At 59.0% G+C, this 19,703-nt stretch carries 19 protein-coding genes; 9 read left to right on the top strand and 10 right to left on the bottom strand.

Translation table 11 applies throughout. The annotated features are described in order from the left end of the window. Window positions 1-1,119: an alanine dehydrogenase gene (gene ald, locus ACQQCD_RS12315; protein WP_430268669.1), complete on the bottom strand. Its 1,119-nt coding sequence runs from the start codon at window positions 1,117-1,119 to the stop codon at window positions 1-3. Window positions 1,120-1,324: 205 nt separating this feature from the next. Here ald and ACQQCD_RS12310 point away from each other — a divergent pair, with 205 nt between their 5' ends. Further along, window positions 1,325-2,572, top strand: coding sequence for a PucR family transcriptional regulator (locus tag ACQQCD_RS12310; protein WP_430268699.1), 1,248 nt, complete (start codon window positions 1,325-1,327; stop codon window positions 2,570-2,572). Between the two features lie 14 nt (window positions 2,573-2,586). On the opposite strand, the gene ACQQCD_RS12305 is transcribed toward ACQQCD_RS12310, so the two are convergent. The 4 genes from ACQQCD_RS12305 to ptsP form a co-directional block, all read right to left on the bottom strand. Then, entirely contained in the window at window positions 2,587-2,862 is a 276-nt protein-coding gene (locus ACQQCD_RS12305) for a hypothetical protein (RefSeq protein ID WP_430268668.1), read from the bottom strand. A 9-nt stretch (window positions 2,863-2,871) separates the two neighbouring features. Next, on the bottom strand, window positions 2,872-3,270 hold the full coding sequence (locus ACQQCD_RS12300) for a helix-turn-helix domain-containing protein (RefSeq protein WP_430268667.1): 399 nt from the start codon (window positions 3,268-3,270) through the stop codon (window positions 2,872-2,874). Between the two features lie 4 nt (window positions 3,271-3,274). After that, on the bottom strand, window positions 3,275-3,553 hold the full coding sequence (locus ACQQCD_RS12295) for an HPr family phosphocarrier protein (protein WP_430268666.1): 279 nt from the start codon (window positions 3,551-3,553) through the stop codon (window positions 3,275-3,277). A gap of 63 nt (window positions 3,554-3,616) precedes the next feature. Continuing rightward, window positions 3,617-5,302, bottom strand: coding sequence for a phosphoenolpyruvate--protein phosphotransferase (ptsP, locus tag ACQQCD_RS12290; RefSeq protein WP_430268698.1), 1,686 nt, complete (start codon window positions 5,300-5,302; stop codon window positions 3,617-3,619). A gap of 114 nt (window positions 5,303-5,416) precedes the next feature. Between ptsP and ACQQCD_RS12285 the strand changes: the two genes are divergently transcribed. From ACQQCD_RS12285 to ACQQCD_RS12265, 5 genes are all read left to right on the top strand, one after another. After that, a complete protein-coding gene (locus ACQQCD_RS12285) occupies window positions 5,417-6,139 on the top strand; it encodes a TetR family transcriptional regulator (RefSeq protein WP_430268665.1) in 723 nt (240 codons plus the stop codon). 62 nt (window positions 6,140-6,201) lie between these two features. Then, window positions 6,202-8,265: a PTS mannitol transporter subunit IICBA gene (locus ACQQCD_RS12280; protein WP_430268664.1), complete on the top strand. Its 2,064-nt coding sequence runs from the start codon at window positions 6,202-6,204 to the stop codon at window positions 8,263-8,265. After that, the gene (locus tag ACQQCD_RS12275; protein ID WP_430268663.1) at window positions 8,265-9,428 is read left to right on the top strand and encodes a mannitol-1-phosphate 5-dehydrogenase; all 1,164 of its coding nucleotides are present in this window, start codon (window positions 8,265-8,267) and stop codon (window positions 9,426-9,428) included. Before ACQQCD_RS12280 ends, ACQQCD_RS12275 begins: the two co-directional genes overlap by 1 nt. A 130-nt stretch (window positions 9,429-9,558) precedes the next feature. Further along, on the top strand, window positions 9,559-10,011 hold the full coding sequence (locus tag ACQQCD_RS12270; RefSeq protein ID WP_430268662.1) for a MarR family winged helix-turn-helix transcriptional regulator: 453 nt from the start codon (window positions 9,559-9,561) through the stop codon (window positions 10,009-10,011). 42 nt (window positions 10,012-10,053) lie between these two features. Continuing rightward, on the top strand, window positions 10,054-11,280 hold the full coding sequence (locus ACQQCD_RS12265; protein WP_430268661.1) for an MFS transporter: 1,227 nt from the start codon (window positions 10,054-10,056) through the stop codon (window positions 11,278-11,280). 67 nt (window positions 11,281-11,347) lie between these two features. On the opposite strand, the gene ACQQCD_RS12260 is transcribed toward ACQQCD_RS12265, so the two are convergent. The 3 genes from ACQQCD_RS12260 to rraA all read right to left on the bottom strand — a co-directional run bounded on the left by ACQQCD_RS12260 (window position 11,348) and on the right by rraA (window position 15,355). Beyond that, window positions 11,348-12,814 carry a sugar porter family MFS transporter gene (locus tag ACQQCD_RS12260; protein ID WP_430268660.1) on the bottom strand — a complete coding sequence of 489 codons (1,467 nt, stop codon included), beginning with the start codon at window positions 12,812-12,814 and terminating at the stop codon, window positions 11,348-11,350. Between the two features lie 205 nt (window positions 12,815-13,019). After that, complete coding sequence (locus ACQQCD_RS12255; RefSeq protein ID WP_430268659.1) at window positions 13,020-14,696, bottom strand: MDR family MFS transporter; 1,677 nt, start codon at window positions 14,694-14,696, stop codon at window positions 13,020-13,022. A gap of 170 nt (window positions 14,697-14,866) precedes the next feature. Then, on the bottom strand, window positions 14,867-15,355 hold the full coding sequence (gene rraA, locus ACQQCD_RS12250; protein ID WP_430268658.1) for a ribonuclease E activity regulator RraA: 489 nt from the start codon (window positions 15,353-15,355) through the stop codon (window positions 14,867-14,869). 167 nt (window positions 15,356-15,522) lie between these two features. On the opposite strand from rraA, the gene ACQQCD_RS12245 reads away from it, so the two are divergent. Genes ACQQCD_RS12245 through ACQQCD_RS12235 form a run of 3 tightly spaced genes read left to right on the top strand, consistent with a single transcriptional unit; the run spans window position 15,523 to window position 18,306 of the window. Continuing rightward, window positions 15,523-16,791, top strand: coding sequence for an MFS transporter (locus ACQQCD_RS12245; protein ID WP_430268657.1), 1,269 nt, complete (start codon window positions 15,523-15,525; stop codon window positions 16,789-16,791). Between the two features lie 24 nt (window positions 16,792-16,815). Next, the gene (locus ACQQCD_RS12240) at window positions 16,816-17,316 is read left to right on the top strand and encodes a DUF456 domain-containing protein (protein WP_430268656.1); all 501 of its coding nucleotides are present in this window, start codon (window positions 16,816-16,818) and stop codon (window positions 17,314-17,316) included. 42 nt (window positions 17,317-17,358) lie between these two features. Then, window positions 17,359-18,306, top strand: a complete 948-nt coding sequence (locus tag ACQQCD_RS12235; protein ID WP_430268655.1) for a hypothetical protein — start codon at window positions 17,359-17,361, stop codon at window positions 18,304-18,306. Window positions 18,307-18,566: 260 nt separating this feature from the next. Here ACQQCD_RS12235 and ACQQCD_RS12230 read toward each other — a convergent pair whose 3' ends face one another. Both ACQQCD_RS12230 and ACQQCD_RS12225 read right to left on the bottom strand, forming a co-directional pair. Then, on the bottom strand, window positions 18,567-18,944 hold the full coding sequence (locus tag ACQQCD_RS12230; protein WP_430268654.1) for an RNA-binding S4 domain-containing protein: 378 nt from the start codon (window positions 18,942-18,944) through the stop codon (window positions 18,567-18,569). After that, complete coding sequence (locus ACQQCD_RS12225; protein WP_430268653.1) at window positions 18,941-19,633, bottom strand: hypothetical protein; 693 nt, start codon at window positions 19,631-19,633, stop codon at window positions 18,941-18,943. Before ACQQCD_RS12225 ends, ACQQCD_RS12230 begins: the two co-directional genes overlap by 4 nt. Window positions 19,634-19,703 lie beyond the last annotated feature (70 nt).

The following is a 19,703-nucleotide window of genomic DNA, read 5'->3' as shown; positions in this document are numbered from 1 at the left end:
TTATACGGTGACCAGTTCGTGCCAATCGGCGGCGAGCGGGAGGTTGTGTGCCTCGGACACCGAGTGGTGAGCCACCCGGCCAGCGGCGATGTTCAGGCCAGCAGCCAGGGCTGCGTCCTTCTCAAAAGCGGTCCGCACGCCGAAGTTCGCCAGGGCTACGCCGTAGCGAAGCGTGACGTTGGTCAGCGCGTAGGTGGAGGTGTTCGGCACGGCACCAGGCATGTTGGCCACGCAGTAGAAGATGGTGTTGTGCACTTTGTAGGTGGGTTCCTGATGTGTGGTGGGGTGGGTGTCCTCGAAGCAACCGCCTTGGTCCACGGCGATGTCTACAAGGACCGAACCGGCCTTCATGCGGGCCACCAGATCATTGGTCACCAGCTTGGGGGCCTTGGCCCCGGGGATTAGCACGGAGCCGATTACCAAGTCCGCATCGACCACTGACTTTTCAATCTCGTACGCGTTGGATGCCACGGTCTTCAGACGGCCTTGGTACTGCGCATCCAGTTCACGCAAGCGGTTGATGTTGATGTCCAGGATGGTCACGTCGGCGCCTAGGCCCAAAGCCATGGCTGCGGCGTTGGTACCAGCCACACCGGCACCCAGAACAACCACCTTGGCCGGGCGAACACCCGGAACGCCGCCTAGCAAAACACCCTTGCCACCGGCCGGAGCCATCAAAGAGGTAGCGCCCACCTGAACGGACAAGCGGCCAGCAACCTCGGACATCGGGGCCAGGAGCGGCAAGGCACGGCCGTCCTGGACTGTCTCATAGGCAATAGCCGTCACGCCGGAGTTGATCAGTTCCTGGGTCAGCTCAGGCTCTGCTGCGAGGTGCAGGTAGGTGAAGAGGATTAGGCCCTTGCGGAATCGGTGGTACTCGGACTTGATGGGCTCCTTGACCTTCATAACCATGTCGGCGCGGGCCCACACATCATCAGCCTCGGCGACGATCTCTGCGCCGGCAATGGAGTATTCCTCATCGGTGATGCCAGAGCCTAGGCCTGCGCCACGCTCCACCAGCACACTGTGGCCGTGAGTGCGGAACTCGTGCACACCAGCGGCGGTAATGGCGACGCGGAATTCGTTGTTTTTGATTTCCTTGGGGACGCCGATGATCATTTTTTGCTCCGTTATGGTGTGCGACTGTTGCGGTTTCAGCTTATGACCGTTTGTGAGCTACCAGACAGGGGTCCGCAAAGGAGGCGAAATAACATCCTTGATTTCTAGGGATTTTTGAAATCAATCACTCGACATTTGTTGAACTGAGTAGCGTCAATTGTCGCCTAGTGTTGTGAGTGGAACGTACTCTGAATCTATGGTTTTTATGCCCCAACCCGACGTTGAACAAATCGTGGAACAACTTGCAGACCGCTTGGGCCGCGGACTGTCCCTTGAAGACCTCGACGGCGTGCTCCTCGCCTACAGTGCCAACCAGTCCCACGCAGACCGGGTACGGGTGAACTTCCTACTGAGCAAGCGCGTTCCTATGGACGTTAATGCGTGGCAGTTATCCCACGGAATTGCCACAGCCGTGCGGCCCGTGGTGGTTCCAGCCAACGAGGAATTGGGTATGTTGGGCCGTGTTTGTGTGCCACTGCTGGTCCGTGGTTTCCGAGTGGGGTACTTGTGGGTCCAGCAGGATGTTCAAGAGGCTAGCGCCACCGGCATCCTGACGGAGCTACCGGCCGTTCACCGGGAACTAGAGTTGCTGGCCACGCTGTTATTGGACTCCAACACTGCAGAATCCCAGACTCGCCGGCTACGTGAAAAAGAGTTCCTCGCCTCGTGTGAAGGGGACGTAAACGCTCTGGGGACTGTTAGTGGTTGGCGCGAAGTCCACGGCAGGGGACCCTGGCAGATAGTCACGGTACTGGGCCGCGCCCATGAACACGCGCAAGATCCTTCTGGCGCAGCTAGCCCGGGCGACGCTGACCCACATGCGGCAACCCTGATCCACCGCAACGCGGCCCTGCAAGCGACGATTGGCGTGGATGCGGCACTCTTCTCCGCAGGAACTCAAAGCCATGCCGTAGTGCTCTTTAAAGCGTCCCCAGGACGGGCCGATCACGCTCAAGTGATGGTCCACTATCAACTTGAACTGGCCAAGCGGGCTGGGATACCGGTGGCCCGGGTGATTTTGGGAATCAGCGAACCTTTTGGCACTATCCGGGAGTTGCCCGCAGCGTACCGGGAGTCAAAAGCAGCAGCTCAAGCTGCCGCCGTCGACCCTCAACTGGGTGAGCTCGTAGATAGCCGCAGCACCGGCATTTACCAATTTTTTGCTCACGCGCACGGGGCTGCTCATTGGCCCGAGGAGGGCACCTCTAACCTTCGCAAGCTGCAAGTGGAGGACAGGAATAAAGAGCTGCTGCCGGTTCTGGAGCTTCTGTATGACAGCAACGGCTCGGTTCAGGAGGTGGCCTCTGCGCTGCACTTGCACCGCAGTAGCATCTACAACCGCTTATCTAGAGTCCGGCAGATTCTGGGGGCCGATCCGCTCTCTGGTGCTTTACGGCTGGAACTTCACGCGGGGATCAAGTCACTCCGGTGGAGTGGGCGGCCACGTCTATAAAAGTCGGGGTGACCTTAGAGTTTGGGCCGTTGAAGTTGGCGCCTGTCTAGCATTTGGGGGAAGCGCGGCTCAGAGTCTTCGGCTTTAGCCTGAAGTTCGCGCAATTGTGCATCCACTGCGGCACGGTTTTTGCGGCGGCGGTGGTCAACAAACATTGTGACCCCCACGTAGGCAACTGCCACAAACATGGCTTGAGCGGGACCTTCGAATCCCATAACCGTTCCCAGAACGGCGGCAACGATCGCAGCAAGAATGCCCGCCACCGTATGCCATCCCAGAATATTCGCCACGGATTTATCTTATCCCGCGGGCGGTGTGGCTTCCGGTGCCTCATTGGTTTTTTGCGCAGCCAGCCACGCCATAATGTGCTCACTCCGGATGCGGCGATGAGTGCCGCGGTACTCCACCGGGATCTCACCGCGGTCAGTCATATTACGCAAATAGGTGTGGGAAATTCCGGCCAACTCAGCGGCCTGAGAAGTGGTCAGTAATTCCGCAACACTGCTGACAGTCACTGATTCTCCGCGGCTCAGGCGGCCTAAAAGGTCCACCACCGAGTCGCGTGCGGCTGCGGGGAGGCGGTGCACAGTGCCGTCAACGAAGACAGTGATGTCAGTGCCGCCGTCGAGGACGCGGCGAAGTTTCGCTGCGTCCTCGAGCGGTAGTGGGGCGCTGACGCGCGGAGTGATCAATGCCACGAAATTACTCGGCGTCGAGGTCCGTTTCGAGCAAGGTTACGAGTGCATCGAGGGCGGCGTCAGCGCCGTCACCCTCGGCACGGAGAACCACAACGTCACCGTTGGCTGCGCCCAGAGTCATCAAGGACAGGATGCTCGAGGCGTCCATGGCGTCCTCAACCGGGTCACCTTGCTTGGCGATGGTCACCTCAACGGGCTGCTCACCTGCAGCCTCGGCGAAGATGGCCGCCGGGCGTGCGTGGAGGCCGGAGCGGCTGGCGATGGTGGCTGTGCGTTCGGACATAACGTTCTCCTTGAAATCAGCTTTTGCATTCAGCTTATGTGTTGCTTGACGGGGCTATAAAACCTAGAGTCCCAGTTCGGCAAGTACCGGCAGTTTAGCGCGGACTGCTTCACGAGCCTCAGTGGCTGTCCGCGCCTGCAAAGCCAGTTGAGCCAATTCTTGCGCCTGGGCCAACGTCACGGTTTTTAGTACGGCACCCACGGACGCCAATGCTCGGGCCGTCATGGACAGGGTGTTAACACCCAGTCCGGTGAGTACGACGGCGAGGGCTGGGTCAGCGGCAGCCTCACCACAGACTCCAACAGTTTTGCCGTTGCCTTCTTCTGTGGCGCCATCAACCGTCAGTTTGACCAACCGTAGAACGGCCGGTTGCCAAGGTGTGTTGAGCTCGGCTAGTGGGGCCAGCTGGCGGTCTGCTGCCATGGCGTACTGGGTGAGGTCATTGGTGCCCAGGGAAGCGAAATTGACCTCGCTGAGAACACTCGCTGAGGTGAGAGCAGCTGAGGGAACCTCAACCATCACGCCTGGGGTTTTGATGCCAGCTGTGGCACACATGGAGGCAAAGTGCGCGGCCTCAGCAGCTGTTGAGATCATCGGTGCCATGACCCACACGTCTGCTTCTGAGTCCTGTGCGGCAATAGCAATCGCCTGCAGCTGACGGTCTAGAACACCAGGGCTGGTGAAGTCCGTGCGGTAGCCGCGGACACCAAGTGCCGGATTGGGCTCGGTGGCGTCCGTGAGGAACGGCAACGGCTTATCGGCGCCAGCGTCAAGGGTACGCAAAACAACTTTTTTGCCCGGGAAAGCATCAAAGACGGCCTTGTAGGCTGCAGCTTGCTCTTCAACGGTGGGCTCAGAATCGCGTTCCAAAAAGCAGAATTCGGTGCGGAACAGTCCCACACCTTGGGCACCCATAGCCGCGGCGGCCACGGCGTCTTTTGCTCCACCCACATTGGCGAGCAGCGGGACCAAGTGGCCGTCCGCCGTCGTACCGTTTGAATCGAATTCACTCAACGTGGCCGCAGTGGTTGTCCACGCTTGAGCAGCGGCGCGGTTATCGTCGCTGGGCTGGTCATTGAGCGTTCCCGCGGCGCCGTCAACATAAACCTCGGTGCCGTCTGCGAGGGCTTCAACACCGTGTGCTGCCACAACAGCGGGCAGACCTAGGGAGCGGGCGATGATGGCGGTGTGGGACTGCGGGCCGCCGCCAGAAGTCACCAGCGCTAGGACAAGCGCCGGGTCCAGGGTTGCCGTGTCCGCCGGGGCCAGATCCTCGGCGAGCAAAATAAACGGGGTATCTGAAGCGGGAATGCCAGGCGCGGGAACTCCCCGAAGTTCAGCCACAATGCGGGCGCGAACGTCCAACACGTCGGTAGCTCGCTCGGCCATGTAGCCGCCTAGGTTGTGGAGCATCTCGGAGACGGACGCGGCTGCTTCCCACACGGCGCGTTCAGGCGAAGTTCCGTTGTTGATGAGCTTGGCCGCACCCTTGATGAGCATGGTGTCTTTGGCCATCAAGGCGGTGGCTTCGAGGACTGCCTTACCGTCTCCGGTAGCTTTCTCGGAGCGTTCCCTGAGCTGGTCATGAACGTTTTGCGCTGCCGCCTTGAGAGCTGCAGTGGCTTCTTCCGGTGTTGTTCCGGCGGATAGTTGTTCGCCGACGGGAGGTTCGCTGACGGGTTTGGGCATCTGGCGAATGGCTGCCACGATGCGTCCCGGACTGACGCCTACGCCTTGGAAGTTCAACACTGAATCCTCTGTTCCTGCTCGGTGCTTGTGGTGCTGCTCGGTACGGAAACGGCTCTGGTTCATCGCTTGTGAGCTACTTCATATAGCAATGCTATAGGTGATAGGGTAGCGCTTATGAGTTTGGATGACCAGCTTCCGCCGAAGATTCGGCTGCTTCGTGCAGCGGCCGAATTGCTGGCAAATTCGGAAGGTTCATCCATTTCTACGCGCCAAATCACCAAACTTGCAGGCGTAACTGCACCCACGCTGTACCACCACTTCGGGGACAAAGAAGGCCTTTTTGACGCAGTTGTTACGGCCGGCTTTGAAGAATATGTTGCGGGCGAGCGGGACTTTGAACCCTCCGGCGAACCCCTTGTGGACGTCCGCCGGATGTGGGACAACCACGTTCAATTCGGGCTCACGCAGCCACACCTCTACTTGGTGATGTTTGGAAATATTCGTCCTGAAAGCCGCCCCTCGATCGTCTCAGACGCGGAATCGCTCCTCGAAGAGATGCTCAGCAAAGCGGCAATCTCCGGACTAATCAACGTGCCTCCGCGCGAGGCGGCTCGAAGCATGCTGGCGGCCAATGTTGGGACAACCCTGATGTTGATCGCCGAGCCGGCGGAGGAGCGAAACCTGGAACTCTCAACGATGACCCGGGATTCGATGATCTTCGCCATCTCCACGGAGAAAGCCCGTGACGCCGTAGCAGAGGATCTCGGGAAGTCCCCCGTGGTGGTTGCGGCAATAGCACTAAACGCGGCCCTGCAGGCTTCGCGTTCGGATCAATTGTCTAGTTCGGAGCTAAAACTCTTCTTAGAGTGGCTGCACCGAATTTCCGGCAGTTCTTAGGACTGCAACGTTATTTATCAACCTGATTCCGCAGAGTTGCGGGACGGACGTGAGGAAGACTGATGGCTACACAAGCCGTGGATAAGCCCCGGACCAGCCTGCGGGTTGGCGTACAAAAATTTGGGACGTTCCTCTCCGGAATGATCATGCCCAACATTGGTGCGTTCATAGCCTGGGGACTAATTACAGCCCTGTTTATTGAGAAGGGCTGGATTCCGGTACCTGCCCTTGGTGGATTCGGAGAAAACTCTGCCGGTGTGGCCAACATCGGTCTCGTTGGCCCGATGATCACCTACTTGTTGCCACTCCTTATTGCTTACACCGGCGGCAAGATGGTCTACGACGTCCGCGGTGGTGTGGTGGGCGCCATTGGCACCATGGGCGTGATTGTGGGCGCTGGTATCCCGATGTTCATCGGTGCCATGATTATGGGCCCGCTTGGCGGCTGGACCATGAAGCAGCTTGACCGCTTGTGGGACGGCAAAATCCGCCCCGGCTTCGAGATGCTGATCAACAACTTCTCAGCCGGTATCTGGGGCGCCGTTCTGGCCATGCTCGGGTTCTTTGGTGTTGCACCGGTGGTCTCCGGGTTCAGTGCCGGTGCGGGCCAGGTGGTGCAGTTCTTGGTCAACAATGGCCTCTTGCCACTGACCAGCATTTTCATCGAGCCCGCCAAGGTGCTCTTCCTCAATAACGCCATCAACCACGGCGTACTGACCCCGCTGGGTGTCCAGCAGTCCTTGGATCAGGGCAAGTCGATCCTCTTCCTCCTCGAAGCCAACCCTGGCCCAGGCTTGGGAATCCTGCTGGCGTTTAGCTTCTTTGGCCGCGGAGCAGCCAAGGCTTCCGCTCCTGGTGCTGCCATCATCCACTTCCTCGGCGGTATTCACGAGATCTACTTCCCGTACGTGCTGATGCGTCCGCTTCTGATTCTGGCCGCAATTGCTGGCGGTATGACGGGCATTGCAACCCTTGCTATTACTCACTCGGGCCTTGTGGCTCCGGCAGCACCCGGCTCGATCATTGCGGTCCTGGCGCAGACCTCACGCGATAGTTACTTTGGCGTGATCCTCTCGGTACTCCTCGCTACTGCCGTTTCCTTCTTGGTGGCTTCGGTCATTCTTCGTACCTCTAAGGACAAGGGCGAGGACGACTTGGGTGCCGCTACGTCGAAGATGGAAGCCATGAAGGGCAAAAAGAGCTCGGTTGCTTCCACCCTCAACGGGGGCGCAGCTGGTGCAGGAGTTGGAACGGCTGTTTTGGCTGGTCCTATCAAAAATATCGTTTTTGCGTGCGACGCCGGTATGGGCTCGAGCGCCATGGGCGCCTCGGTATTGCGCAACAAGATCAAGGCGGCCGGCTTGACCGACGTCAAGGTCACCAACGCGGCCATCGCCAACCTGACTGACACGTACGACGTTGTGGTCACCCACCAAGACCTCACCGAGCGCGCCAAGCCCCGGACCGAGAGCGCACAGCACTTCTCGGTGGATAACTTTATGGGCAGCCCGCGCTACGACGAGATTGTTGATTTGGTGCGCAGCTCCCAGACTGCTCCCGCCGATACGGCTACAACAGCACCAGCCGCCGCTGCGGCGGGTACTGCGGTAGGTGGCGGTGCCGCTGTGGCTAGCGCCGACGTCGCGCCTTCTGCCGGGGCAGTATCTGAGGAAGCGGCTCAAAGTGCCGCGTCCAAGGACATCCTCCGGTCCTCCAGTGTGATCCTTAATGGCACTGCGCGTGACCGTGATGGCGCCATTGACGAGGCTGGAAAGCTCTTGCTGGACCGTGGTGCTGTGGATGTGGGCTACGTTCAGGCCATGCATGAGCGCGAAGAATCCGTCTCCACTTACATGGGCAGTTTCCTCGCAATTCCGCACGGCACCAACGACGCCAAGGATCACATCCTGCACTCGGCCGTGTCCTTCATCCGTTACCCGGAGGGCATCGACTGGAACGGCAAGGAAGTGAAGTTTGTGGTGGGTGTTGCCGGTGTCAACAACGAGCACCTGCACATCCTCTCCTCCATCGCCAAGATCTTCACTAACAAGGCGCAGGTGGCTCAGCTTGAAGCAGCCACCAGCGTTGAAGAGATCTTGGACCTCTTTGAAAAGGTGAATTCATAGTGAAAGCAGTTCATTTTGGTGCTGGAAACATCGGACGCGGTTTTGTGGGGCTCTTGCTCCACGAAGCCGGGTACGAGGTGGTGTTCGCTGATGTTGCAGACGCGCTGATTAGCCAACTTGCCGCAGCTGATTCCTACACGGTTCACGAAGTGGGGGAGAACCCGGCAGACAAAACTGTCACGGGCTTTCGTGCGCTGAACTCTGGCAGCCAAGAGGCCGCCGTTGTGGAAGAAATTGCGACGGCGGATGTGGTCACCACAGCTGTGGGGCCGCACATCCTCAAGTTCGTGGCACCTGTCATCGCCCGCGGCCTGGCAGCCCGGCCCGCCGGACTTGCGCCGCTGCACGTGATGGCTTGTGAGAACGCCATTAACGCAACGGACATCCTCCGCGACGCCATTGTGGCTAACTGGGATGACGCAGCCGGTTCTTTGGATTCGGTGGCAGTCTTTGCCAATACCGCTGTGGACCGGATTGTTCCCAACCAGGCCGCAGGGCAGGGGATGGACGTGACGGTGGAAACCTTTTACGAGTGGGTTATTGATGCCACCCCGTTTAAGGGCGCTCCGCCGGTCATTCCGGGAGCCACTTTTGTGGACGCGCTGGGCCCGTACATCGAGCGCAAACTCTTTACGGTGAACACCGGGCACGCCTCGGCCGCCTACTTTGGTTATGCAGCTGGGATCGAGAAAATATCCGCTGCCATGGCAGATCCGACTGTTGGTGCCAAGGTGCGGGCAGTGCTTGAGGAAACTAAGGCATTGTTGGTGGCAAAACATGGTTTTGATGAGGCGGCACAAGAGGCCTACGTTCAAAAGATTCTTGGCCGTTTCACCAACCCGTACTTGCCGGACACTGTGAACCGTGTGGGCCGTGCGCCGATGCGTAAACTGAGCCGCAACGAACGGTTTATCTCCCCGGCGGCTGAACTAGCCGAACGTGGGACCACGCCGTCGGCCTTGCTTGAGGCGATGGGTGCGGCACTGCGCTTTGACGATCCAGCTGACGCTGAAGCCGTTGAGCTTGGTGGAATCTTGGCTTCGAGCTCAGCGGCGGAAGCTGCCGAGAAGATCACGGGGCTGGAGGCGGATCACCCGCTCTTTGGTGCAGTGGTTGAACTCATTGACGCTGCAATCAAGGAACGGGACGCGGCAAAAGCCTAAGGCCCTGAGCTAAACACCGTTTCTAACGAACCCCCTCTCACCTTTGAATAGAAGGCTGAGAGGGGGTTTCGCGTTAACCAGATCCAGCAACACTTGTTGTTAGGTGCCCTAACTGTTAGGATACCTAACTATGAACGTTGAACAGAAGCACAGCCCCGAGCTGCTCGCCCTTAGCGCGGAATTTCGGGAAGCCCTCAGGCATAGTGTGTTTTTCGCCCGGCGTTTTGACTCCGACGGGGAACTCAGCGTCGCACAACTGAGCATGCTCAACATGGTGGCCAGCGGCCCCGTCCGCGTGGGCGAAATTGCACGCAACCTCGGAGTTAAAGTTCCCAGCGCCACCGAGCAAATCATCCGGCTCGAAAAAGCCGGCCTCGTCCTACGCCAACCCGATCCCGAGGACTCCCGGGCCGTGCGCGTAGCGCTCACTGAGGCCGGCAAACAGACAGCAGCTAGCTCCAACGAACGCCGCAACCACTCCATGGCCGGCGTCTTAGCGGCCCTCACCGCCCAAGACCGGGAAGCGCTCAGCAAAGCACTGCCGGTGATCTCGAAAATCAATAACAACATCCACCAGGACTGAACCGCCTCAGCCCTGGCCATCCAAGCACTAGGAGAATCCTCGATGGAAGGCCAGCTCGCAGAAACCCTGCAGGCAAGCGAAGAAACGCTCGAAGCTGAAAAAGCCTCGTTTCTCAAACAACCCAAGGCCGTGTGGGCCACCGCGCTCGCAGCCGTCTTTGCATTTATGGGCATCGGATTGGTTGACCCCATCCTGCCCGCAATCGCCAAAAACCTGCAGGCCAGTCCCAGCCAGGTTTCCTTGCTCTTCACCAGCTACTTTGCCGTCACGGCAGTCGCCATGCTGATCAGCGGTTTTGTCTCCTCCCGGATCGGCGGCAAAAAAACACTGCTCACTGGCCTAGCCATCATTGTGGTGTTCGCATCCCTCTCTGGAACTTCCGGAAGCGTTGGTGAACTCGTTGGATTCCGTGCCGGTTGGGGCCTAGGAAACGCCCTCTTTGTGGCCACGGCGCTCGCCGTGATTGTTGGTGTGGCAAGCGGCGGCGCAGCTACCGCCATCATCCTTTATGAGGCCGCACTTGGCTTAGGAATCTCGCTCGGTCCACTCCTTGGAGCACTGTTGGGCGGCTGGCAGTGGCGCGCACCATTCTTTGGGACTGCAGTACTGATGGCCGCTGCGTTTATCGCCCTCCTCGTGATGCTCCCCAAAACGGCGCTGCCAGCTAAAAAGGTTCGCCTGCGTGATCCCCTCCTTGCACTGGGGCACAAGGGACTGCGGACCACTGCGGCGTCCGGGCTCTTCTACAACTACGGCTTCTTCACCATTTTGGCTTTCACCCCCTTCATCCTGGGTATGGACGCCTACGGCATTGGAGCTGTGTTTTTTGGCTGGGGAGTCGCCCTGGCGGTGTTTTCCGTGTTCGCAGCTCCGGTCCTCCAGCGTCGATTCGGCTCAGTGACGGTGCTGGCCTTTACGCTGGGACTGCTGATGCTGGACCTAGTGGGACTGGGACTGGCCGCTGGGCACTCGGTGACCGCCGTCGTCGTACTGGTGATTGTGGCTGGCGCACTGCTGGGTATCAACAACACCATCTACACCGAGCTTGCCATGGGCGTTTCTGACTCCCCGCGCCCGGTAGCCTCAGCCGGCTACAACTTTGTTCGGTGGGCAGGTGGTGCCCTGGCTCCGTTCTTCGCCGCAAAATTGGGCGAAAACTTTGGCGCTCAAGTTCCGTTCTTTGTTGCTGCCCTCACCCTGGCCATCTCAGCCTTGGTAGTTATTGGCGGACGCCGTTACCTGAAAGAACACGAACCAGAAGCCGTGTAAATCAGCTTCAAACAAGGTGTGGCACCTACCTCAACGAGGTAGGTGCCACACGTTCTTAATGAGCCGTTCAGACCTTCGCGGAACCCTTCTTTACAAACAACGTCTCGGCTTGCTCAAGAGACATACCGTTGGTCTCCGGCACCTTGAACATCACAAAGAAGAAGGACGCAGCAGCGAACAACGCGTACATTCCGTACGTCAGCGGGAGAGAACCTGCCGCCATCACGGGGAAGCTGAGCGTAATGGCAAAGTTAGCCACCCACTGGGCTGCGGCGGCTAAGCCCAAAGCGCGTGCACGGATCTTGGACGGGAAAATTTCGCCCAACAACACCCACACCAACGGGCCCCACGAAGCGCCGAAACTCACCACAAAAACGTTCGCGGCAACCAACGCCACTGGCCCCCACGCACCCGGCAAAGTAATGTCCGGGGACGTGCCCACGGCTGAGGAAAAAGCTATCGCCATGGTTGCCAAGGAAACTGCCATACCAATCGAACCGGTCAGCAAAATCGGGCGGCGGCCAACCCGGTCCACCAAGGCGATCGCCACGAGGGTCACCAAAATGTTCACAATTGCCGTGACCACGGAGATGGTGAGCGAATCCTTTTCTTGGAATCCAACTGCCTTCCACAAAGTGGTGGAGTAGTAGAAAATCACGTTGATGCCCACAAATTGCTGGAGGACTGAGAGGATGATGCCGATCCACACCACAGGCTGCAAACCCCATGCGGAACCGCGCAGAGCACCCTTCTTCTCCGAAAGTTTGTCCTCGGAAATGGCCGCTTTGATTTCGCGGATGTGGCGGTCCGTATCCTCGTTAGGAGCAATGGATTCAAAGACCTCACGGGCCTTGTCTTCCTTCCCCTGGAAAACCAGGAAACGCGGAGATTCAGGCAGCGTAAAGGCGATCCAGCCGTAAACCACTGCGGGAACCGCGCCAGCAATGAACATCCAACGCCACGCTTCAATGCCGAACCAGAGCGGATTGTGAGCACCACCAGCAGAGGTGGCAAAAAGTGCATCGGAGAGCAGCGCTGCGAAAATACCGGTGGTGATGGCCAACTGCTGCAGGGAGGCCAAACGGCCGCGCACCTGGCGCGGGGAAATCTCGGAAATATACGCGGGGGCAATCACCGAAGCCAAGCCAATACCCAAGCCACCCACCAAGCGCCAGATAATCAGATCCCACACACCGAAGGCAAAACCGGCACCGAGGGCGCTGATCAAAAATAGTGCTGCGCCAAGCTTCATCGCAGGAATTCGGCCGTACTTGTCAGCGATTCGACCGGCCAAGTACGCACCCACGGCGCAACCTAAGAGAGCCACAGCCACAGCGAACCCGGTGACGGCCTCGGAGAGCGCGAACTGATCCTTGATGGCGTCAACCGCGCCATTAACCACGGAAGAATCGAAACCGAAGAGGAATCCTCCCACGGCTCCTGCTACTGCAAGCCAAATGACCCTCGGTGGGATCTTAGTGTTGGCCTGCGGGGCATCGCTACCCGGGCCTTGGTGCTGCTTTTCCGTGGACATCTTTGCTCCTACTCGGATTATTAAGGGCGTCGAGTTGGCATCCTTGGCTTCCCGGCACATTTCCATCCAGTCTTGCACCGGGACCGGTGCGGTGCCAGTTAAGCAGGGAACGCGCCGTCGTTCTGGGCCCTAAATGTGCTTAAGGCGACATTACGACGGCGCGTTCCCGGCTTGGTTGCTTGGCTCCGCTTATGCGGGGGCTCTTCTAGTGGACAGGCAGGGCGTCCGCGTCTGCTGGTGCGGCTCCGCTACTCGGATCAGTGAGTTTGCGGTTGGGCAAAGCGAAGCTGATCAAGAACGCAATGCCGGTGAGAATTGCTGCGGTGAGCATCACGCCGTCGATCGCTTGGGCGAAGCCATCCGTGATGGGCTGGGTCAGCTGCGCGTTAGCGCCATGCAGCCAACTTGTGTCGTTGAGCGAATCGTTGGAAGCGCCCTTTTTGAAGAACTCAAAGAGCTTGGCATTGGCCGGGTCAGAGGCGATCGCCGGATCCTTGAGGAGCTTGAGGTAATCCGGATTGGCCATGGCATTTTTGAGGCCGCTGGCAACTTTGTCTGCCGCGAGGCTAAAGAGCATTGAGATGAACACTGCGGTGCCCACTGCGCCACCCATAGAACGGAAGAACGCGGCGGTGGAGGTTCCAACGCCCATGTCCTTGGCCGGTACGGATACCTGCATAGCCAAGGTCAGCGGCTGCATGCAGAAGCCCAGTCCAACACCAAAGAATACGGCGATGAGGCCGGGGACCCACAGCTCCGTGTCCCAGTGCAGCGAGAAGCTCATCACAAGCGCCGCGGCCGTGAGAATGGCCGTTCCAACGATCGGGAAAACGCGGTACGTGCCGGAGGCGGAGATGGTCCGGCCTGCCGTGATCGAGCCAAACAGGATACCCACGGTGAAAGTGATCATCATCAGGCCAGCTTCTGTGGGGGTGAGCCCCTTAACCAGCTGGAGATACATTGGCAGCATGGCGATGGCACCGAACATACCCACACCGATGATGAAGTTCAGTAGTGAGGACAAGCCAAAGGTGATGTTGCTGAAGAGTCGCAGGGGGATCAGCGCATAGTCACCGGCACGACGTTCGGCGAATAGGAACGCGATGATACCGATGACTCCGAGGCCGTAGCAGAGCCACGAGTTCCCTGAAGTCCAACCCCATGAGCGGCCCTGTTCGGCGACGAGGAGCAAGGGGACGATCGCCAAGGTGATGGCCGCGGCGCCCCAGTAGTCGATCTTTTGTTTGACGTGCCGTGTGGGCAAGTGCAAGAACATAAACACAACAGTCAGCGCTGCGAGACCGATGGGGAGGTTCACAAAAAACACCCAGCGCCAGCCGTCAAAGCCAAGAATGTTCGAGCTTCCGGCGAAGGCGCCACCGATCACGGGGCCCAGTACGGAGGAGATGCCGAAGACGGACATAAAGTAGCCCTGGAATTTGGCGCGGTCCTTCAGAGCAACGATGTCGCCGATGATGGTCAGGGCCAAGGCCATCAGACCACCTGCACCGAGGCCTTGGATGCCGCGGGCGATAGCGAGTTCCGTCATCGAGTGCACAGAACCCGCGTAGAGGGAGCCGGCCAAGAAGATGATGATGGCGATCAGGTAGAGCGGGCGGCGTCCGAAGATGTCGCTGAGCTTGCCGTACAACGGGGTGCTGACCGTGGAGGTAATGAGGTACGCCGTGGTGGCCCATGCCTGCAATGAAAGGCCGTCAAGGTCGTTGGCGATGGTGTAAATCGAGGTCGAGACGATGGTCTGGTCCAAGGAGGACAAGAACATTCCGAGCATCAGGCCGATCATGACCAGTACGGTTTGCCGCTGGCTCAGAGTCTCGCCGGCCGCGACGGTGCCGCGGCGTTTGGGCAGGGTGGTAGACATGGAATTTCTCCAGGAAGTGGGGGGCTAAGCATTAATAGTTGCTTTCAGTAACTATCTTATCCCGGACTTTGTTCCCGGAGTGTTAAATATTTTCGCCGAGTGGGTAGATAACGTCCCTTTGAAGGGCCTCAAAGCGACGTTATCTACCCACTCGGCGAAAGGGGAGGAAGTTAGAGGTCGGTGAGGATGCCGTCGGGGTCGCAGAAGATCATGGCTCCGGGACGGAAGGTCACGCCGTCGATCTCTATCTCGACATCAGCCTCGCCAGCGCCGGTTTTGCTGCTCTTACGCGGATTGCTGCCCAGCGCCTTAACGCCCAGTGGCAACTCGCCAATCGCTTCACGGTCACGGACCGCACCGTTAATAACGACGCCGGCCCACCCGTTCTCCACGGCGCTCGCCGCGATCATGTCCCCCATCAAAGCCGTGCGTAGCGAACCGCCGCCGTCCACCACCAGTACGGCTCCGCGCCCGGGGCTAGCCAAAACGGACTTCACTAAGGCGTTGTCCTCGAAGCAGCGAACCGTGCGAACGGGCCCGCTGAAATGAGAATGGCCGCCGATGGACTGGAACTGCAAGGCAACAGAGTCCAGTTCGTCACCGCGCTCGTCAAAGAGGTCGGCTGTGTTGATGCGGTTCTCTGCGGTGGTCTCGCTCATGGGTCTCCTTTGATCCGAACTTCTGGCTGGCTGTGCGCCTGGAGCCAGAATAGCTGTTTGCGAGCATGCGGTTGCCTCACGGCTCCGCATGACAAGCCATCCACGGCGGTGAAAGGTATGCTGTGCCCCAGACCAGCCAGTAGCGCCGCAAAGGAACAGTGGACCCCATGATGCAGCCCAACCTGCCCAGCGCAGGCGCCGCTTTCGAAGAGCCTCAGATCAGGGTACGCCCGGCGTGGATCACTGGCGTGATCCTAGTCAATCTTGGAATTAATGCAGCGTTCTATGGGCCGCTTCAGGTCCTCATGGGCCTTCAGGCTGAGCATTTTGACCCCGGCCAGAAGGAAGCCATCCTCGCCCTGGTCACCGGTTGTGGTGCAGCGGTTTCACTGGTGGCAAACCCCATTTTTGGTGCCTTTTCTGACCGCACTACATCCCGGTTTGGCAGGCGAGTCCCGTGGGTTGTGCTCGGTGCTGTTCTTGGAGCTGCAGCGTTGTTTGCGCTCGCCGGAGCTCCCAATGTTGCAGTGATGACCATCCTGTGGTGCCTGGTCCAAGCCGGTTGCAACGCAATGTATGCGGCCATCACCGCCGCCATCCCGGATCGCGTCCCCGTGCCGCAACGAGGCAAAGTCGGCGGTCTTGCGGCGATGGGTCAGACGGTAGGTATCCTGCTCGGCGCGGTGATTGCCGCCGTCGTTAGTGGAAACATCGCTATGGGTTACATTTTCTGTGCCATTGCGCTGCTCGCCGGCGTGGTTCTTTACCTCTTTAAGAGCGACGACGCCGCTCTAGATCCCGCTGCTCTGGAACCGCAGGATTGGGGTGCTTTTTTTGCGGGATTTGTGCGGCCATTCCGCCACGCGGATTTCACCTGGGCGTGGATTACCCGGCTCCTGGTAAACGTCGGTAACCACATGATCACCCTATACTTGCTGTTTTTCCTCAAGGACGGGGTCAAAGTCCAGGATCACACAGGCCTCACCCCGGAATTTGGGGTGCTGGTTCTGACCGGCCTGTACGCGGTGTTTGTGATCATCACTAGCGTGCTTGCCGGGCCGATCAGTGACAGGCTTGGCCGCCGGAAGCCTTTGGTGATCGCGTCGTCGGCCATTATTGCTTTGGCCTCGTTGATCTTGGCGTTTGCACCAACCTGGATTGGCGCGATTATTGGTGCGAGCGTTTTGGGGATCGGATTCGGTGCGTACTTGGCGGTGGATTTTGCCCTGATCACCCAGATCCTCCCGGACGCTTCAGCTCGGGGAAAGGACCTAGGCGTTATCAACATTGCCAACTCCTTGCCGCAGGTTATTGCCCCGGCACTCGCATGGCCCTTTGTGACTTTCTGGGGTGGGTACGTTTCCCTGTACATTGCCGCCGCAGTGATTGGGCTGTTGGGCGCCGTGTTTGTGGTCAAAATCAAGGGCGCCCGGTAGCGCCGACCAGATTAGACTGACGAAATGGACGCTTATCTCATCACCACCATCCTGTGCGGCGCGGCCATTCTGGTTGGAGTGGCGGGGGTAATCATCCCCGTGTTGCCGGGAAGCATTCTGATCGGTTTGAGCTTGCTGGCTTGGGCACTCTTCGCCGGGGCAGGAACCCTGGGTTGGGTGATTTTTGGGATCGGACTGTTTTTTGTGATTGCCGGAATGACTGCAAGCGCGGTGCTCACAGGGCGGAAACTCAAACAACACTCAGTGCCCAGCCGTTCGATAGTCGCTGGGCTTGTCGCCGGAATTATTGGCATGTTTGTGATCCCTGTGGTGGGCCTCTTTGTGGGGTTCGCGGCGGGGTTGTTGTTGAGTGAGCTCGCCAGAACACGCGACTTTGCAGTGGCCTGGCGCTCCAGCTGGGCGACGCTGAAGGCCACCGGCGTAGGCATGTTGGTGGAGTTTGCGTGCGCTTCCCTCGCGGCCAGCGCATGGGTGGTTGGTGTGTGGATTCACGCACTGAACTGAAGTGTTTGCTCAGCCCGGCCGCGTCCCAGATAGCATCGTGAGATGAGTTCAGATCAGAGCCGGGAAGCCTCGGCATTCCACGATCCCCGCGATCTGACCCCTTTCCGTGGAGTCCAGATCCATGTCCCCTTACTGAGTGTGCCGGGCGCCTTGGGCGAGCGGATTGCCAACGCTTCACGCCGCTACCGGATCCGTCCGCTATCGCCCGGAGTTGCACCGCGCCTGAAACCGCTAACGCCCCGGCCGGTGAAACATATCCATGCCGCAATCTTCTCCGGCGCCGAGCCCGAACGGCTTATCACTTTGGCGCGCACCTACCCCGGCTGGGCGGGCCTTTGCTACGTGATGGCAGGCCTGCAGGCCTACCAAATGCGGCAATTTCCGCAGGCAGCGGAGCTATTGCGCCGGGGCATTAATACGGTGAACGACGACGACGCGGGCCGTTACATCGCAGAGAACCTGCTGCAGCTGCTCACCCAGGTTGAATTAGGCGATGGCGTGAGTGTGCGGGTCTTGTTCTCCGAAGAAGCCGTGATGCTTGCCTTGGCGCACAGCTTGGACGAAATTGGTGAACCCGAAGCGGCGCTAGAGGTGCTTGAACCTCTGCCCGCATCCTTAGCGAAGGTTCTCGCCATAAGCCAAATCGCTGCGAGCCTAGAACGGCATGATTTAGTGATTGGCCTCAGCGACGGTCTACGCAATGTGGACGATCTTGCTGCGGCCATCTTGTTGTTACGGGCACGTTCCCTGCGCGCAGTGGGTCGTTTGAAGGACACTGAAGCCGCAATTGCCGAGATCCTTCGCCGCAAGCGCACCTCTTTGTTGCTTCGGAACGCTGCCATGACGGAGCGGGCCCTACTGGTGCTGGACGCTGGCTGGAAGGCGTTGCCCCGCCGTCGTCCCCGTCCCATTGACCGAAAACTGCGGCCTGGCGGTAAAGCTGAGCAGCAAGAGTGGATGCGCGCGTACCGGAACAAATCCGGCAAGTGAAGCCCCGGCTGGTGCGGCGCGAAAGAATAATTAACAAAACGCTAGCGGGGTTCATTGCAGGACGCTAATATTTTACACAGGTTGTCACATGGTTGAATCAAATGTCATGCACGGTGGAGTGTGGGGCATTAAGTTCCGGTGTAGAGACCAGAGCCACTGTGGTGTGGGGGTGCGAACGGCCACCAGAACTACAGATCCGAAAAACGACGGCGGTCACCCCTTGGGAGTGGAGGTGACCGCCGTCGTTTGTCTAAGAACTCTTAGTCCCTTCGCAGAGCTCGTTCCATGTCGCGGCGGTCCTTCTTTGTGGGCCGGCCTGTGCCGCGATCGCGCTGGGGGATACCCAGAGACGGTATAGCCGGACGTGCCGGAGTGTGATCTGTGAAGCAATGCGAAGCCGCCTCAGCACCTACGCGTTTGGAAATAAGCTGACGGACCTCCAAAATGCGTTCGAATCCAGACTGACGAATTCGCACAGTGTCCCCAACAATCACAATTTGTGAGGCTTTGACAGGGTTGTTGTTAATACGCACGTGCCCGGCACGGCATGCTGTGGTTGCTGCCGATCGGGTTTTATAGGCACGGACTCCCCACAACCAAGCATCAATTCGGACTGCCGCTGACTGGCTAGCACTCACGGCTTCGAGTCCTGTTCTGCGGCTGGCGTGACGTATCCGGCCACTGCACGGCGTGCGATCCCTGGCTTGTTGGCCCGGTTAGGCAGGGTAGGCAAAGAATCGGCAATGGAAACGCGGGAGCCGGTCTCCAAAGCTGAGATATTTTTAGCCGCTGCGGTACCGGTTCCCTTAACAATCTTTTGGATTGCATCGGTGGGCTCGGGGCCCAGCTTGGCGCGCGGATTCTCAACTCGGGCCAAGCGGGGAATTACACCTGAATCTACAGCTTTGGCCAGTGCACGAGCGTCAGCTTCCCACACGGCTTTGGACCAACGCGGGTTGAGCTGGGGTTTTTCAGATGCCGGCTTTAGAGCTCTGGGTTCTTTTGGCTCTTTGGGTTTTCGAGCCGGCAGCTTGAGGGCTTTGGGAAGACTAATGGCCGGCATATGCAACCGGGGAGGCTCTTCCTCAACCCAGAGAGTGGACGGTGCGGCTTCGCCAGCGTCCGGTGCCTCGGCGGGCTCGGTGAAAGATTCGTCACGGTGCATTCTGCGACGTTTCCCGAGCGTAGCCACGCTGTAAAGTCCGCGCCCCAGCCCTACCACCACCATGGCCAAGAATCCGAACAAAGCGATGCCAAGTAAGAGAAGGAGAGCGACGCCGAGAGTCCCAAAAAAGGTCAGATTGAGTATCGCCGTTACGTCCGTCACGCGATGCCTCCTGTCCGCCATTGCCAGTCCAATATCTCCATCCACCCTAGCGAATGAGCCTTGGAAGAAT

Source organism: Pseudarthrobacter sp. J1763 (assembly GCF_050490295.1).
Lineage (GTDB): Bacteria > Actinomycetota > Actinomycetes > Actinomycetales > Micrococcaceae > JBNPEO01.
Note: the sequence above shows the minus strand (reverse complement) of the source record. Positions and strands in the feature narration are given on the sequence as shown.